Origin of the sequence: Parabacteroides sp. AF21-43, from assembly GCF_003635435.1 — a bacterium.
Lineage (GTDB): Bacteria > Bacteroidota > Bacteroidia > Bacteroidales > Tannerellaceae > Parabacteroides > Parabacteroides distasonis.
Window position 1 is genome coordinate 102820 of sequence record NZ_QTMG01000005.1, and the last position, 16329, is coordinate 119148.

Below are 16329 nucleotides of genomic sequence, written 5' to 3' on the forward strand. Positions count from 1 at the left end.
TTTCTCGGATTTTTATTGTATATTTGTACCATATTTGTGCCGCGATAAGAAAGTCGGAAATCTGCGACAAAATATAAACGGATTGAATACAAACAAGTAAAAATCAGCATTATGCCAGCAGCAAAGTTCGAGATAAAGCGCAAATGCCAGGTGTGTGGTCAGGAGTTCATCGCCAAGACCATAGAATCGTGGTATTGCTCCAAACGCTGTTCCAACATTGCCTATAAGCGCAGGAAAGACGAAGAGAAGCGGAATCAGCGATTGGATGAAATTGTAAAGAGCATCCCGAAGCACCAAGATTACATCAAGGTGTCGGAAGCTTATGCCATGTTCGGCATCAGCAAAGATACGCTGTATCGTCTGATACATAAAGGGACTATTTCGCACATAAATCTTGGAACTAACCAAATCCGTGTCAGCAAAGAAGAACTGCTGAAACTCTATCCGCTACGAAAGAAAGCTCTGACAAAACCCAAACCCGTTGCAAAACTATATAGCTTGGAGCCTAAAGACTGTTATACTATCGGCGAAATATCCAAGAAGTTTCATTTAGAAGACAGTACGGTCTATCTACATATCCGTAAATACTCTATCCCTACCCGGCAGATAGGTAACTTCGTTTATGTGCCCAAGAAAGAAATTGATAACCTATATAAAGGGATGAAGCAATGAAGAAAGCGTTGGCCAATACACGAGTTTCAGTAAAACTCCGCAAATCGGAATACCGCGAGGAATGGTACCTGTATGTTGAAGCTTATCCGGTTTTCCAAGCAGACAAACCCACTCCCCAAAGAGTGCGTGAATATCTGAGCCGTACTATAACCACTCCCATATGGGATAAGTCGCGGAATGCCCGAACCGACAAAGACGGCAAGACCACTTATAAGCTAAAGCGTGACTTGAACGGCATCATCCAATGCAAATCTCAATTAGACCAAGAATCGTGTATCTATGCCGACAAGGTGAGGAGCCTGCGCCAAAAGGAATACGATAACGCTTCGCTTTATTCTGAAACGGATGCAGAACAGGCAGAGCAGCTAGAGCGTTCACGTTGCAACTTCATAGACTACTTCGACCATGTGCAACGGTTACGCCACGCCCATAGCTCCGATTCCATTATCATCAACTGGAAGCGTGTACATGAATTGTTGAAAATCTTTGCGAAAGGAGATACCATCCTTTTCTCACAGATTGACTTGAAGCTGATAGAATCATTCCGTATGTTCCTATTGAACGCCCCACAGGGAGGAGGCAAGAAAGGTGTTATCTCGCAAAATACGGCATCCACTTATTTCTCCATATTCAAGGCTGCATTGAAGCAGGCTTTCATTGACGGCTATTTGACGGTTGATATTGGGGCAAAGATCAAGGGTATTCAAGGTCAAGAAAGCCGTAGGGAATACTTGACCATTGAAGAACTGAACCGCTTGGCTCAAACTCCATGCGACCCGTTGTTGAAGCGTGCCGCCCTCTTTTCTGCACTTACCGGGCTTCGTCATTGTGACATTCAAAAGTTGAAGTGGTCAGAGATAGAGGTATTCAATGGTGGTTACCGTTTGAACTTTACTCAGCAAAAGACCAAAGGCGTTGAGTATATGCCTATATCCGAACAAGCATTTCAATTATGTGGTGAAAGGAAGGACGGCGAACAATTAGTTTTTGGCGGACTGCCAGACCCGTCATGGATTAACCGTCCGATAAAGAAATGGGTTGCAGAAGCCGGAATAACGAAGCACATCACCTACCACTGCTTTAGGCACTCGTATGCAACCCTGCAACTCGCCGGAGGAACAGACATTTATACTGTTAGCAAAATGCTTGGTCATACGAATGTCCGTACAACTCAAGTGTATGCAAAGGTTGTTGATGCTAAAAAGGAAGAGGCTACCAAGACGATTAAGCTTGATTTACCGTATTATTGACTATAATTTTATATTCTAAATCAAATTATTAGGTAAATACGTAAATAGTTTTATGTCACAATAAAATATATTGTTGTTTTTCGAAATAATTTTGCATCTTTGAAGGTATAAGACAATAGAGTGTAATTATATGGCAACAAATAAAAACATTAATCGTATCAAAGTAGTTCTCGTAGAAAAGAAGAAAACGAACAAGTGGCTTGCTGACCAAATAGGTAAAGATCAGGCTACAGTGAGCAAATGGTGTACTAACACAACTCAACCCACTCTTGAAACTCTAGTAGAAACTGCAAGAATACTTGAAGTTGATATTCGGGAGTTGCTCGTACCTACAGACAATCAGAAAATTATGATGACGATCTTGTAATAACTAAATCTAATAGAATATGGTCAGCAAATCAATAATAGAAAAATTACGTGAGATATATCAATCTTTGCCTAAGGTTGAACTGGTTGACAAGGGTGATGGATGGGTGAACCAGTATGATTTCTTACGTGCTGTTGGAAAAGTAGGTATCAATTATAAGAATCTGGGGTACGATCATTTCTATGAATTTTTAACAGATTCTGGATTGTTTTCATTCTGGACAGATTTCTCGGGAGAAAAACCTATAAGGTATGTAATTGAAAAAGCTAAGCCAAAATCTCACGAAGAGCAAAGAAGACCACAATACAATCGTGCAGCAACCCAATACGTAGATTCCGAGGAGGTCGTTAAAATCAAACGCAGATTGCGTCTTGAGAACAATCAGTTTATTGGTCAGTTTGCGCCTCAAAGAAATGAAGGTTGGTTTACGATAACAGATATCCGTAATACTGATTTTACAAAGATTGAAGATAAGGAACGTGGTATAAAGAATCTGTCTATCTCATTCAGAAGCAACAAGGAGTTCAACCGCTATGCATACTACAAGTTCACTTGGGTATTGCTTGAAACCGATCCTCTCAAGTTCGGTATTGACTTGCATGAGGAAATAACACCAATTTACCCCAAAGACATTGTGAGCAGTCTTTACGAGGGCATTATGCGTTACCCTGCAGGTGCTGCAAAGAAGATTGCTCGTTCGCTTGATACTCTCAAAAAGCAACTTACACAAAGCGGTAAGGAAGTATTCATCTATGAGTTGCTGCAGAATGCTAACGACTATCCTCTTCGTACAAAAATTGATGGTAAGATTCAACCTTTGCCTGTTGATGTAGAGTTCCATATTACCGAGAACTACTTAACATTCGAGCATACAGGTGAATATTTCAATCCAAAGAATATTGCAGCTATTTGTGATATAAATGATGGCGAGAAGTCTGACAATACCGAAGCCATCGGCTACAAAGGTATTGGTTTTAAGACCGTTTTCCTTGACAACGACTATGTTCTCCTCAATACTGGTAATTACACATTCAGGTTCGACAAGTCTGCTACGGATGTAATCAATACACCGTGGCAGATATTGCCAATCTGGACGGAACATAATGAGATCGATAATGAAATCAAGTCTGTATTCCGTCAGCATCCTAACGAAGAGTTCAGAGTAAAGTTCGCTCTCCAACCACGAGATAAGGAAATTCTGACCGATGAAGACAGAGATGATAACTACATCGATTTGTTTACCGATGTATTTGAATCAGAGCGCGTCATATTGTTTATCCCGAACATCAAGAAGGTTAGCATCTTTATTGATGGTCAGGATGAACCGATTGTACGTGAGAAAGACAATAAAGACTGGTGTGTATCAGATTCTCTTGTAGATGATATTCCTGAGGATATTACAGATAAGATAAACGATGTCTTGGAAAATCCAGACTCTCTTCGTTCGGATGGTTATGAGAAAATACCTGAGAAGTACATGAACTTCCGTAAGACTGCGGTAAAGTTTGCGTGCAAGAAAGCTGAAAGAAAGTTGACGCCAGTTGATGATGCCATACTTTATTGCTATCTGCCAGCAAAGCGGGCTGATTGGGGCTTCAATTTCCTAATGAATACCGATATGGTGCCCAACGGACAGCGTGATGATATTGAGGATATCGAGCTCAATCACGTTATTGCTCGTATTGCAGGTAAACAGTTCTTTTATTGGATCAAGCAGCTTATTGAAAGCAAAAAATACGACCTTGACTCTATCTTTGCACTTATCCCAGACTTTGATGAGTGCAAGAAGAGACGCGTGTATAAGACGTTTATAGAGGAGTTCCAGGAAGAATTTGAAAAGTTCATAAAAGAAGAGCCTTTTGTTCCATGCGTGGATAAGGATGGTGAACAAACCTTTGAATGCATCGACAATATTATTAACGACATGACTGGCATGACAGCGAACGGAGTCATTTCAGACGAAGACTTCATAATTCTTATGGAGTTGGGTGACTACTCCTTGCCAGTTGACGAGTTAAGACAATCGGAGGCATTCATGGATTTCTTGTACAAGCATTCTCCTTCGAGCCTTGATGTAAAGGTTGATGCTGTTGTAAAGAAATGTGAGGAAACTGATTTCCAGACATGGTTGACAGTTCCCGAAAACAATACACGATTTATTAGACATTGGTTGAGTGAGGATGAACTAAACGAGTTTGCGAAGAAAAATATATTTATTGAATACGAAGGCGATTTGTTTACAGCAGGAAGTCTCTACTATGATTTTGACACGAATTGTAATGGAATAGGATTCTTGCGTAGATTTGTACCGCATCTTTGCGAGGCATCAAGAGCAAATTTTGAGGAAGATGAAAATTGGAAATCATTTGCAGACAAGTATTTCCTGTCTTTCTCTGCTGCGTCTATGATTACAGATTACATTCTATCCAATGAGGATGCTATGGCGTTGCTTAACGTACCAAGCAATTCTGTTGCATTCTATCGTTATCTTGCAGTAAAGGAAGTTGATTTAAAGGCTAACAAGACAAAGGTTCCGTACATTACCGAGGATGGTGGTGCAAGTACCGACTATACCAATTATCACTACTTCTTCAACGAAGAAGCTCATGGCTTAATACGTGAGAAATGGTTGGGCGAGAATCTTATCAACGTACTATCGCATATCTATTTTGACAGCCTGGCTGATGACGAGAAAGATAATATAACTGCAATATTTACTAACCTTGGATTCAACGAATTTACCAAGGACTCCTTCATCACGACTGTCATAGTTGGCGATGCCGATTTCCGAGCAAAAGTAAACGCTGCCATAGAAAACAATTATGCCGCCAACAAAGCATTTGTTGAATATGTGTATGGTTGTGAAGCGCAGTTGAAGGAAAACGTTTTCAAGGATTATGTCTTGCGTTGTGTTGACATCCACAAAAATGAGGTATATCTTTGCAACGATGACGTGCGATACTTCAATCAGGATGCGTATGCTCAGAACAGCACCTATGCTGACAATATCAATCATGCTTGGTTGCAGGATAGCATGATGTATGCTCTATCGAATGATTACTTTGAAGGTCGTGAGAAGGAAGAGGTAAAGAAACTGGAATCGTTCTTGCGTCAGCAGTTTGGCGTTAAGACCTTCACAGACAAGTCGTTCTTCACAGATGTTGTAATCAAGAATAAGGCGGTTATCTATGCCGGTCTTGTTGACGAGGCAACTATGCTCACATTCTTGGAGTACCTGAAGCGTGACGCAGACAGACTCTTTGATGATACTATGAGTTTCAACGACATCAAGGATATGCCTTTACTTGCCTATGACGGAACCATAGTAAGAGCAAGGGAACTGAATATCCAGTATATCGAATACAACGAGGACGCAAAGATTCTGTGCGAGAAAGCATGGTGTCCGAAGATGTATGTTGTGCTCTCACAGAAATATACCGATGATTTCTCTCAGGATATGCGTCAGCTGTTCAAGATTGTGAAGTTTGACATCAATACCACAACTGACATTCTTGCTCAGAACGCAAACTTGCGTCAATCGGTTAATGTTATAAACAATAACGTTGATTTCTGGCGATGGGTAAAGGTAAACCAGAAGCAAATTGCATCTGTTGATAAGTTTAAGACTATTCCGTTACTTGACAATAACAACGCGCTTATCAATTGTGTATCACTTTACATTTCTGACACCTATCAGCAAGAACAAATTGAGGCGCTGGTAACTAAGTATGTAAAGGAGGCGCAGTTTGTGTCTTCGTCTTACATCGAAACCGCCAATGAGAACGAGAAGTCAGAGTGGATGAAATTGTTCAGGAAACTCGGTCTTAAGTCCGATAACAAGGATATTCTTTTCTCAGACATCTTGCCTAAGCTTTCAACTATTGAAGTAGAGTCTTTGGATTCTGTTGTAGCGATGATGACCAAGCACCTTAAAGACCTGAAGGATAAATGGGCAGAAAGGAAATACCAAATTATGCAGTTGAGAGTTCGCACTCAATATGCTGGTTATAAGACTCTAGATCAGGTAATAATCGTCAATATGGATGAGGATTCTGTATCTGAGCCATTCAAGTACATCACTCTTGCCAACGAGGTTCATCCCGATATTCTAAAGGCAAATAAGGACTTGCTTCATGCTATCTCTGAAGAGTACGGTAATCGCAATCTCATTACCACAAAGCAAATGTGGATTGACGCAAAGGTTAAGGATTATCTTGCAAAGTTTACTGCCGATGAGAATAACGTTGCAGACATTCACATTCAGTTTGTACGTGAAGTAGTCAAGATACAGAGTGAGTATGACATAAATGACACACTTCGTAAGCAGATAAAGTATCTGGTCAAGTCGAATGAAACGACATACAAGCTTGCTCATGAGCTGACACTTGGAACAGAATATTCTCCAACGTGCGACTTTGAGGCAAATGGTGTGGCTGAATTGTCGTATCTTTCAGACACTTACATCTTCGAAGGCAACAAGGATATCATCAAACAATATTTCAAGGCGGAGAACGTGCATCAGAATATGACGCGAGAGGACTTGAAGTATCTCGCAAACCGCACATTTGCTTGTTATTTCTGGTCGAAATGTTTCTCTCGTCGCTTGGTCGAATATGAATCCTGGGTAGAAGATGGATGTTTCAATAACCGCGTGTGCATACCAACAGAGAATTCTGTTCAAAAGCCGGAGTTGTTGTATACACCTCACATAGCTGGTTATGCTGTTCGTGCCAAGGTACCTCAATGGCAAGAGAAGGTTCCTTGCAAAGCTATTGTTGACTCTATTGACAATCGTGATGCTCGTGAATTATTTGAGAAGATCAACTTCTGTAAAGCTCTCTCTTTTGAAGATTGCCTTTATTACCTTGCTCGTGTTACGCATCCAAGAGAGGAAGAAACTAATTTCCGCAGTATAGTGATTAATTGGATGCTGTCTTCGCCTATTCAAGATGAGACTTTGGTTGACAACTATCGTAAAACGCCAACTGCAGAATGGCGTAATGGTAAGGGGCAGAAGAAGCATATTACGGAACTTTATGCTATCCATCCAGATGCGACACAGGAAAGGAATATCTTCCGTGGCGATGAGTTTGTTATGCAGACAAGTGCTTTCCCTTATGATACAGATTCGTTTGTCAAGGTCTGCAACATGCTGAAGATAAAATGTCTGACAAGTTCTGATTTTGTGGCAACACCTATAGGCAAACAAGATGAAACAGCTGATATGGTTGCCATACTCAGACCTCGTCTGCTTATCTTGTCGGCTATCGAGAACCCAGATCGATTCCAAGAACTCTACGAACGTTATAATACAAAGCTGTCGCAGTATCATTTTGTTGTATGTGAAAAAATAGACCTCGGTTATGACACTATACATAATGATGTGGAGCGTATCTATAACGATGACAACCACCTTTATTATGTAAGCTCATGGAAGCATAATCGTACCTTTACAAAGTTCTGTAGTAGATTGAAGCGACTGGTAGGTTTTGACGTGTATGATAATGTATGTGAAGACGTTCTTGATGATAGCGTTTCTGTAGAAGCGTGCATCGAAAAGTATTGCTCTTCACTTGCATACGATGAAAAGTTCCGCGCTTATCTCAGATCGTTGGATTTGACCATCAACGTTGAGCCAGAGGAAGAAGAACCTATCGAAACAGAAAACGATTACTATAGCAATGCTACGAATGAACCAACAGATTCTGCTACTGAAGCAACTACAGAGACATCAACAGAAAATCAGCATGTTGACGATACGAAAACTATTCGCGAGGATGACAAGCCTGGTGCACCAAATAAAGATGTAACGTCAAGACCTGTTAACGAACTTGAAGTTGGGGAAGAATCAGAGACATCACCAAAAGAACCTATTCAAACCGCATCGCAGCAGTCAACTTCTGACTCTCGTCCACAACAGCAGTCGCAACAAACTGAATCACTAGTTGGTCAAGCAACGTCATCTACAGCAGAGGAAGAGCCAGAAAATGACCTTGGTCAGTATGACACATATGAACAGGTTGATGAAGAGGATATTGAAGACTACGATGACACAGATGAAACAGACGATGTAGAAGCTGACGTTGATGAAGATGTTGACACAACGGATAATGCCAGCACAACGTCTTCTAATACTCATATGTCTAACACGTCTCACGCTTCATCAAACAAGCCTCATAAGGATTATGATCCTGACAGTAATGGGTACATGGGATCTGTTGATAAGGACAAGAATTATCAACCTGTTGGTGACAGACCTTACAAACCTCGTACACGTAAGCATCCGAAGATTTTCACCAAAAAGGAATTAGAACGCCTTCGCTCACATGGAACGCCTCTTGAACTGGAATCATTACCACCAACGAGGGAGGAAATAGACCTCTTAGCTCAATGTAACATCAAGCCAGAGCAGATTGCCGACACCAACTATCTTGCTCAGTTGCGTCTGTACCAGAACCTCAGAAATGAGATGCACGCAGAGCCTGAGGAAACAATGGAAGAGTTCGTGCGTAATGCGAGTGATGTAACTGTACACAAACTTAAAGATGGCAGATACATTCATGCTTGTAGTGCTGCTCGTGGCGTGATGTATATTTCTCCTTCTGTATGGAATAAGATGGTTGATGACAAGTGGAAGATTTGCGTTTATCTTGATGGACAAGGCAAGAACTTCCATTACATTAACAACGCCGAGGAATTCCTGAAACTCGTAGAAAAAGACGATGTTGTTATCAAGATTACCGGCAAGGAGAAGGTTGATGTAGTAAGGGCTCTTTATACAGGCATACTTGAAGATGCCAAAGGTACTGCATACACCTTGATTCGTGTGGCTGCTCGTACAAATATGGATGCCGTATTCGCTCACTATGTTGGTGCTATGGCAGAAGCGGAAGATGGTAACGATGATTACAACGATAACGACTATTGATTATGATTGACAATATCAAACTTGCAAACTATAAGTCATTCTTTGCTGACCAAGTGAAAGAGGCTATCGACGAGCAACAAAAGATCAATCGCTCGCAGATGCGGAACTTATTTAAGACAGGTGAATTATCGCTTGCTTATGTTGATTCCATTCAGCATGAGACAGGCATGATTATCCTCAAATGCCCTCGTCGTATGGCTCCACGTTTGAAAGTTCTGAAGGGCGTGTGCATAATTAAGAAAGGTGCTAAGCAAGCATTAGGTGAACACGTTACGGAGTGGATCTGCCGTTGGGATGAGTTCGTTGACAATAAGGATTTTCATTCTTCTGGTTCTGACATGACTCCAATGTACTATGTTCATACTGGTGATTCCAACTATGACTATGTTGCATGCTCTGGATTCAGTTTTAAGTTGTACGATATCTTGTCAAAGGCGTTGGTTGATGGCAAAAGTCTTTCACTTATCGTCCATAATCCATTTCCTCCTGTAGAGTATTTCCGCAACCTTGCCAGCTATATGGATGCATTCTCTTCAAACGATGAATTGAACCTTGAACCGACTATAGATTATGAGGAATGGACACCCGAGGAACTCGCATTTGATGAACAGAAGCCAACAGGCATTTCTGACACAATCATAGACACGCTCGCTAATGAACATTGTTGTATCGTACAAGGTCCTCCGGGAACTGGTAAGAGTTACACCATCGCTTCTGTGATTTCATCGTATCTTGATGCTGGCAAAACCGTCTGCGTCACCACCATGGCGAACAAGGGTCTTATCGAGTTGATAAAGCAGAAGCCTTTGCAGAAGTATGTGAAGGAAGGTCGTGTCAGCAAGACAAATCTCTCTATTGACGAACGCAAACAGGTGTCTGGTGTAAAAGCTGCCTCTGCCGACTTGCAGGTTCCTGGTGGCGAAATGCTCTGTGCGACAAACTATCAGTTGTCAAGTGTTTTTAGCGAAAAGAAGATGACTCTGTATGGTTTGCCACAATACGATTTGGTAGTCATAGAAGAAGCTTCTCAGGCTTTTCTCACGGCTATAGTTGCGTTTAAGCAGTTGGGGATTGATTGCCTAATTGTAGGTGATCCTATGCAGTTGCCACCTATCGTGAAACTTAACAATCCACAATATAATTCGTGGAATGTGGCAACACAAGTTGAAGGATTGAAGTCTATGGTGCTGGGGACATCGATAAAATCTTATCGTATAGTAACCACTTTCCGTCTCACGAGTCGATCAGCCTCCCTTACAAAATACTTTTACGGAAATCGTTTTGTGTCTGTGAAGCAAGACTATTTAGATTTTACCAAAGCGAATAGTGTCTTATTTCCACAAGATGGCGGTGTACTTTACCATTGTACACTAGATGTCCGCAATGGAGTTTATTCAGATAAAGCAGATGCTATTATACGAGATGTGATTGAAAAGCTGGAAAAATTTTACCCTGATCGTTCTTTAGCTATCATAACACCTTTTAGAGATTCTGTAAAGGAACTGCAGAAACGTTTCTGTACGTCTGACCTTGAACTGGATATAACTATCGAAACGATAGATAGAATCCAAGGTATGACTGTTGATTATGCTATTCTATACATTCCTGGAAGGAATCCGGGTTTCGCACTAGAAGATCGACGTTTTAATGTAGCAACAAGCCGTTCGCTTAGTACGACTCTCATTATTTCAGATATGCCTCTTAACGAATTTCACACTGTATCACCTACAGTATTACAGTTTATAGATAATTGTGATAAGTTTGATGGTAAAACAAATGTATGGAGAACTAATTTGCAAGAGTCAGAATCATCAGCCCCTATAGTCCAACCTATATCTGAAGAAAAAACAGTATCAACGGTCTCCTCCACAATAGGGTTGAGAGTTGTAGGTAAAATTGACCTTTCTCAATTTGAACGGAAAAAGAAGGAATTAAGTATAACAAAGAAAAACTATTATATCATTGATACTAATGTTTTTGTGGACTATCCCGATATTATTTCTAAGATTGACAGAAAGTATCCTATCATCTTGTCTGCAAAGGTGACGGATGAGCTCGATAAGATGAAAATCAAATTAACTGAAGAACGAAGACAAAACGCGGAGAAGGCTTTACGTAATCTTAATAATGAGTCACAGCATGAGATTTTATACGAGTTCTCAGATACTTCTTTATTGCCAGATGACTTTGATAAACGTTCACCTGACAATATGATATTATCAGTCGCATTAAAGTATAAAGAACAGAATCCAATTATGCTTACATCAGACAATGGGCTACAACTTAAGTCTAAGCTATTGGGTATAACTACAATCTCGCTTAAGAAATTTCTAAAAAATAATTTACGCTAAGTATAGAAAGCGACATTGATTTCTTATTCTGTAAGCCATCTGCATCTTTCATGTGGGTGGCTTTCTGTTTCTATACATTTTTATCTTCACAACCTTATGATTCGATGATGATTCCCTTATGTCGAGAGGCATAAACGAAAAAATCTAATAATGGAATTTGTCATTATATGCACTGATAATCAGTGCATATAGTTTATGATTCTTATGACCTGCTGATGTTTCTTTATGTGATATTTGCCATCCATAAATCAGTATTGAAATTTGCCATTACTTTGCAGCAAAATCAACTAATAACGATATGGAAGACATGAACATTACATTTGAAGATTTGCCTAAGGCAATGTCATGGATGATGGACAAGCTCAATAAACTTGATTCCAAGATTGACAGTCTGAACAACATCCCACAAGTACGGCCTGTCGACCAGTGGATGAACCTGAAAGAACTGTGCGAATACCTACCCAGCCATCCGGCGGAACAGACCGTTTACGGATGGACGAGTTGCCACCAGATTCCGTTTCATAAGAGAGGGAAGCGTATCATGTTTCTCAAATCGGAGATTGACGCATGGCTTCATGACGGCAAACGGAAATCGCAGAAGGAACTGGCGGATGAAGCCGCCCAATTCATAAAGTCAAAAAGAAATACCAGGTTCTAATGGATTCAACCAATTTATGCAATGCACTCAGAATGGAATTTGAAGGGGTCTTTGAAAGCAAGATTCCTTTGGATGCTTTTCCTGCCAAAATTCAAGATATGATATTGGCTTTAGCACGGCAAGAAAATTATTCCATTGAGTACATGATGGCTTCTCTTTTGGTGGCAGTGTCAACCGCTATTGGCAACGCTGTCAATATCCGTATTCGTGGTGGATGGATTAGTAATCCTGCCCTCTATATGATATTGGTAGGTCGTCCCGGAATGGGCAAAACCCCACCTTTGGATTTCGCATTCCGCCCTATCCGAAAGCATGATGCAAAAATCATCAAGCAATTCAAATTGGATATGGAGCATTATAATAGCTTGATTGAAAACAACAAGGTCAAAAAAGACAAATCCTCTTCACTGCCGGACAAACCTGTTTTACGAAGAATCATCATATCCGATTTTACACCGGAGGCTTTAATGCGTGCGCTGGATGACAATCAGCGAGGTGTCGTGGTATATGTGGATGAAATCATGGGAATGTTTAATGCCGTGAATCAATATAGCAAAGGGCAACTCATTGAACAGTTATTGACTGCATTCAGCGGAAAGCCATTGGATATTTCAAGGTGCAGCATCCCTGTACCTATTCATATAGAGCATCCTTTTATAAATATTGTCGGCACGATGCAAACGACACGTATGCACGAACTAATAGAGAAAGGATATAAAGACAATGGGCTGATAGACAGAATAATTTTTGTTTATCCATCGTCTCAGGAAATTTCAGATTGGGGCTTGGATGAAGATTCTTCCGTATCAACTTTTGGTAAATACTCATCTATGTGGGATTCTATTATAAATAAGGTGATTAGTTTGCCATTTACAGAGAATGAAGATGACAGAGCCATACATAATGTACTGGAATTTTCTTCGGAAGCCAAAGCCTATTTTACAAACTGGCGCAATAATGCGATTCGGGCTGTTAATCAAATCCAAGATGATGGATTGGTGGATAGCAGAGTGATTAAGGCTCCCATGATTACGGCTCGTTTGGCTTTAGTCTTGCAGATTCTTCGCTGGGCTTGCAATGAAGCACACAAGGATTTTGTGGATATTGACTCAACCAAATCAGCTATTGCATTGAGTGAATACTTTGAGAACTGTTATACCAACATTCAAAGATATATGCTGAGAGAGAGCGTTGAACCACAAAAGAGAGAATTGCTTGATTGCCTTTCCGCAACTTTCACTACTGCCGATGCTATTCAAGCCGGAAAAGAAGTAGGGTTGTCGGAAAGGTCGGTGATGTACTCTTTGGTTAATCTTGCCACGAATAAGATTATCAAGAAGGTAAAGCGAGGTGAATATGAGAAACTGCAATAAACGACACCTTTTGCAGTTTGCAGTTGTTGCAGTTTGCACTTTGCGCTTACATAGGATTTCTGCAAAACTGCAATAAGTGCAAGTTGCATGGACTGCAATAACAAGACAAAGAAGTATGGCTGAATATAGATTTTCTCTTCAAAAATATAAGCGTGGTTCAAAACTTTCATGCCCGAAGTGTGGAAAGAAGCAATGCTTTGTCAAGTACATAGATAGTCAAGGAGAAATAACTTTTCCTGATTATGTAGGCAGATGCGACCATGAACAATCTTGTCAATACCATTACACTCCATCAGATTATTTTCATGATAACCCAATGGTGATGGATTACAAAAAGGATGATTTCGTTGAAGTCGACAAGCCTAAGTCTCATTTGCCATCTCCTACCTCTTTTGTTGACAATGAACTAATGGAACGTACTCTTACCAACTATGGCATGAATCCATTGTACATTTACCTATCCGGAGTATTGGGCAAAGACGAGACTTCCCGGATATTCCAACTGTATCATGTTGGTACATCAAAGAAGTGGGGCGGTTCTACCGTCTATTGGCAAATTGATTGGCAGGGTAATGTACGAACAGGAAAAATAATGTTGTATGATTCAAAAACAGGACATCGGATAAAAGAGCCAAGAAGTTATATAAGTTGGGTACATACGGAACTAAATTTCCAAAATTACCATTTGAAGCAATGTCTGTTTGGCGAACATCTGTTGTCTGATAATCCGATCAAACCAGTAGCTATTGTGGAAAGCGAAAAATCCGCTTTGGTAGCGACCCATTATATGCCGGAGTTTATATGGTTGGCTACCGGTGGAATGCACGGATGTTTCAAGCCTGATGTGATAAGTATTTTGAAAGGAAGGCCAGTTATGCTATGCCCAGACTTGGGAGCAAAAGAAGTTTGGCAAACCAAAATGCCTTTGCTTACTTCCGTATGTTCCAAAGTTGTATTGAGTGATAGTCTGGAACAATGCGCTACAGATGAACAACGAAAAAAAGGATTGGACATTGCAGATTTCCTTCTGATGAAAGATACTCCGCAAATAATACTCTCCAAAATGATACAACGTAATCCGGCTTTGCAGATGCTCATTGATGAATTGAAATTGGAGTTAGTGGATGTAGAACAGATGTAATAAAAAGATGAATAGGACAGCTCGCTGTCTTTGGGAAAGGGTTTGTAAAATCCCGTAGCTTATTAGGGCATTTTCACCGCTTTCACTCTCCTAGTGGCAGTAAAAAAGCCCATAAGCGGAGGGATACCCTCTCGACACCCGGATGCCTGTGGCACAAAAGGCGGGATTTTACAACCAAAGAATCAGTGAAAAGGAAATAAGATATGAGTAATACGCAATACGCAGTCTGCCACCTTCAACGTGGCAGTGGTAATGATTCTGGTATGTCATGCCATATAGAAAGGAAGGATGCCAAGAGGGAAAAATATGTACCCATCAATGCCGATGCAAATAGGACGCACCTCAATCGGGAACTGGTTGTATTTCCTGCCGGGGTGAAGAACCGGACGGATGCTATACAACATCGGATAGACCATGCCAGACTGCATCGCAAGGTCGGCAAGAACCAGACGAAAGCCATCCGCATTATCTTGACCGGAACACATGAACAGATGATGAAGATTGCCAAGGAAGGTAAGTTGGATAATTGGATAGATGCCAATCTAAAATGGCTGAAAAATACTTTCGGAAGCGAGAATCTTGTTTCTTGTGTATTGCACATGGACGAGAAAACTCCGCACTTGCATGCCACAATCGTACCCATTGTAACAACAGAACGACTTCGTAAAAAGCGTGAGGGTGAGAAGAAGTACGCAACAAAGTCCGGGGCACGCCTATCGGCAGATGATGTTATGCGACGTAGCAAACTGCACGAATACCAGAACAGTTATGCAGCAGCCATGAAGCCATTCGGATTGCAGCGTGGCATTGTCGGTTCTACAGCAAAACATCTGGCAAATTCAGAATACTATAAACAGCAAATAAATCGGTATGAGGAAGACATCGCCAAATTGCAGGCAGACATTGAAAAAGCACAAGAGGGGAAAAACACAATCCTTTCGTGGTTCGGCAAGGGGGATTTGGCTAAAGCGAAAAAAGAGCTTGCGAGTAGGGATGAGCAGATTGCCAAACTCAAAAATCAGATTAAAACCCTAATGTCTGAAAAGTCTCAACTGAAAGAAAAACATAGGGAAGAGATTGAACAATTAAGGAACGGCTATCAGAAAGAGATAGACAAGGCTATACGTATGGCAGAAAAAACAGGCCGACAATCCAAAGCAAAGGATTCTGTTATAGAAAAGTTGAATCTACGCATTGACCAGCTCGACCGTAAGGCTAACCCTCAGCGTTACAGTCTGTCATCCGGGGCGGAACTTATCCACCATTTCATTCCCAATTATAATAAGCCCAGTCTGCATATTTGGACACAGGTAGGTAATGAGAAATACGACTCTATAAAACATGTTGATTGGCTCAATCCGATATGGGAAAGTTTCACCAAAGACGAAGCTACCATCTATGAATTGATAAATGATGTGTTTGAGCCTCAGGAACAGGTCAATGAAGCACAAGCCAACCTACTTGGAGTGGCTTTTGAACTTGCCGCAGGTGGTCAGGCGCAAGTCCATGTCGGAACTGGTAGCGGAGGTTCATCCTCTGAACTCCCTTGGGGAGAACAGAAGACGAAAAACTCACAGCAACGCAGATAA

9 protein-coding genes are annotated in these 16329 nt (G+C 40.9%); all 9 read left to right on the forward strand.

What is annotated here, in order from left to right; all coding sequences use genetic code 11:
• The first annotated feature begins 111 nt into the window (after positions 1-111).
• The 9 genes from DWX84_RS05705 to mobV all read left to right on the forward strand — a co-directional run bounded on the left by DWX84_RS05705 (position 112) and on the right by mobV (position 16329).
• Complete coding sequence (locus DWX84_RS05705; RefSeq protein ID WP_005936676.1) at positions 112-672, forward strand: helix-turn-helix domain-containing protein; 561 nt, start codon at positions 112-114, stop codon at positions 670-672.
• Positions 669-1922 (forward strand): site-specific integrase, encoded by a 1254-nt coding sequence (locus tag DWX84_RS05710; RefSeq protein WP_005936674.1) that lies wholly within the window; start codon positions 669-671, stop codon positions 1920-1922. The genes DWX84_RS05705 and DWX84_RS05710 overlap by 4 nt, the downstream gene beginning before the upstream one ends.
• A 130-nt stretch (positions 1923-2052) precedes the next feature.
• Positions 2053-2289, forward strand: a complete 237-nt coding sequence (locus tag DWX84_RS05715; protein ID WP_005936672.1) for a helix-turn-helix transcriptional regulator — start codon at positions 2053-2055, stop codon at positions 2287-2289.
• Positions 2290-2308: 19 nt separating this feature from the next.
• Entirely contained in the window at positions 2309-9217 is a 6909-nt protein-coding gene (locus tag DWX84_RS05720) for a sacsin N-terminal ATP-binding-like domain-containing protein (protein WP_121961239.1), read from the forward strand.
• Positions 9218-9219: 2 nt separating this feature from the next.
• A complete protein-coding gene (locus DWX84_RS05725; RefSeq protein WP_005936668.1) occupies positions 9220-11568 on the forward strand; it encodes a PIN domain-containing protein in 2349 nt (782 codons plus the stop codon).
• A gap of 298 nt (positions 11569-11866) precedes the next feature.
• The gene (locus DWX84_RS05730) at positions 11867-12226 is read left to right on the forward strand and encodes a helix-turn-helix domain-containing protein (protein WP_005936665.1); all 360 of its coding nucleotides are present in this window, start codon (positions 11867-11869) and stop codon (positions 12224-12226) included.
• On the forward strand, positions 12226-13599 hold the full coding sequence (locus DWX84_RS05735) for a DUF3987 domain-containing protein (RefSeq protein ID WP_005936662.1): 1374 nt from the start codon (positions 12226-12228) through the stop codon (positions 13597-13599). Before DWX84_RS05730 ends, DWX84_RS05735 begins: the two co-directional genes overlap by 1 nt.
• A gap of 115 nt (positions 13600-13714) precedes the next feature.
• Complete coding sequence (locus DWX84_RS05740; RefSeq protein ID WP_005936659.1) at positions 13715-14740, forward strand: DUF6371 domain-containing protein; 1026 nt, start codon at positions 13715-13717, stop codon at positions 14738-14740.
• 203 nt (positions 14741-14943) lie between these two features.
• On the forward strand, positions 14944-16329 hold the full coding sequence (gene mobV, locus DWX84_RS05745) for a MobV family relaxase (protein WP_005936656.1): 1386 nt from the start codon (positions 14944-14946) through the stop codon (positions 16327-16329).

What these genes read in the sequence shown, in the direction of transcription:
- DWX84_RS05705 (WP_005936676.1), top strand. Translation starts at nt 112, where the DNA reads ATGCCAGCAGCAAAGTTCGAGATAAAGCGCAAATGCCAGGTGTGTGGT.
- DWX84_RS05710 (WP_005936674.1), top strand. Translation starts at nt 669, where the DNA reads ATGAAGAAAGCGTTGGCCAATACACGAGTTTCAGTAAAACTCCGCAAA.
- DWX84_RS05715 (WP_005936672.1), top strand. Translation starts at nt 2,053, where the DNA reads ATGGCAACAAATAAAAACATTAATCGTATCAAAGTAGTTCTCGTAGAA.
- DWX84_RS05720 (WP_121961239.1), top strand. Translation starts at nt 2,309, where the DNA reads ATGGTCAGCAAATCAATAATAGAAAAATTACGTGAGATATATCAATCT.
- DWX84_RS05725 (WP_005936668.1), top strand. Translation starts at nt 9,220, where the DNA reads ATGATTGACAATATCAAACTTGCAAACTATAAGTCATTCTTTGCTGAC.
- DWX84_RS05730 (WP_005936665.1), top strand. Translation starts at nt 11,867, where the DNA reads ATGGAAGACATGAACATTACATTTGAAGATTTGCCTAAGGCAATGTCA.
- DWX84_RS05735 (WP_005936662.1), top strand. Translation starts at nt 12,226, where the DNA reads ATGGATTCAACCAATTTATGCAATGCACTCAGAATGGAATTTGAAGGG.
- DWX84_RS05740 (WP_005936659.1), top strand. Translation starts at nt 13,715, where the DNA reads ATGGCTGAATATAGATTTTCTCTTCAAAAATATAAGCGTGGTTCAAAA.
- mobV (WP_005936656.1), top strand. Translation starts at nt 14,944, where the DNA reads ATGAGTAATACGCAATACGCAGTCTGCCACCTTCAACGTGGCAGTGGT.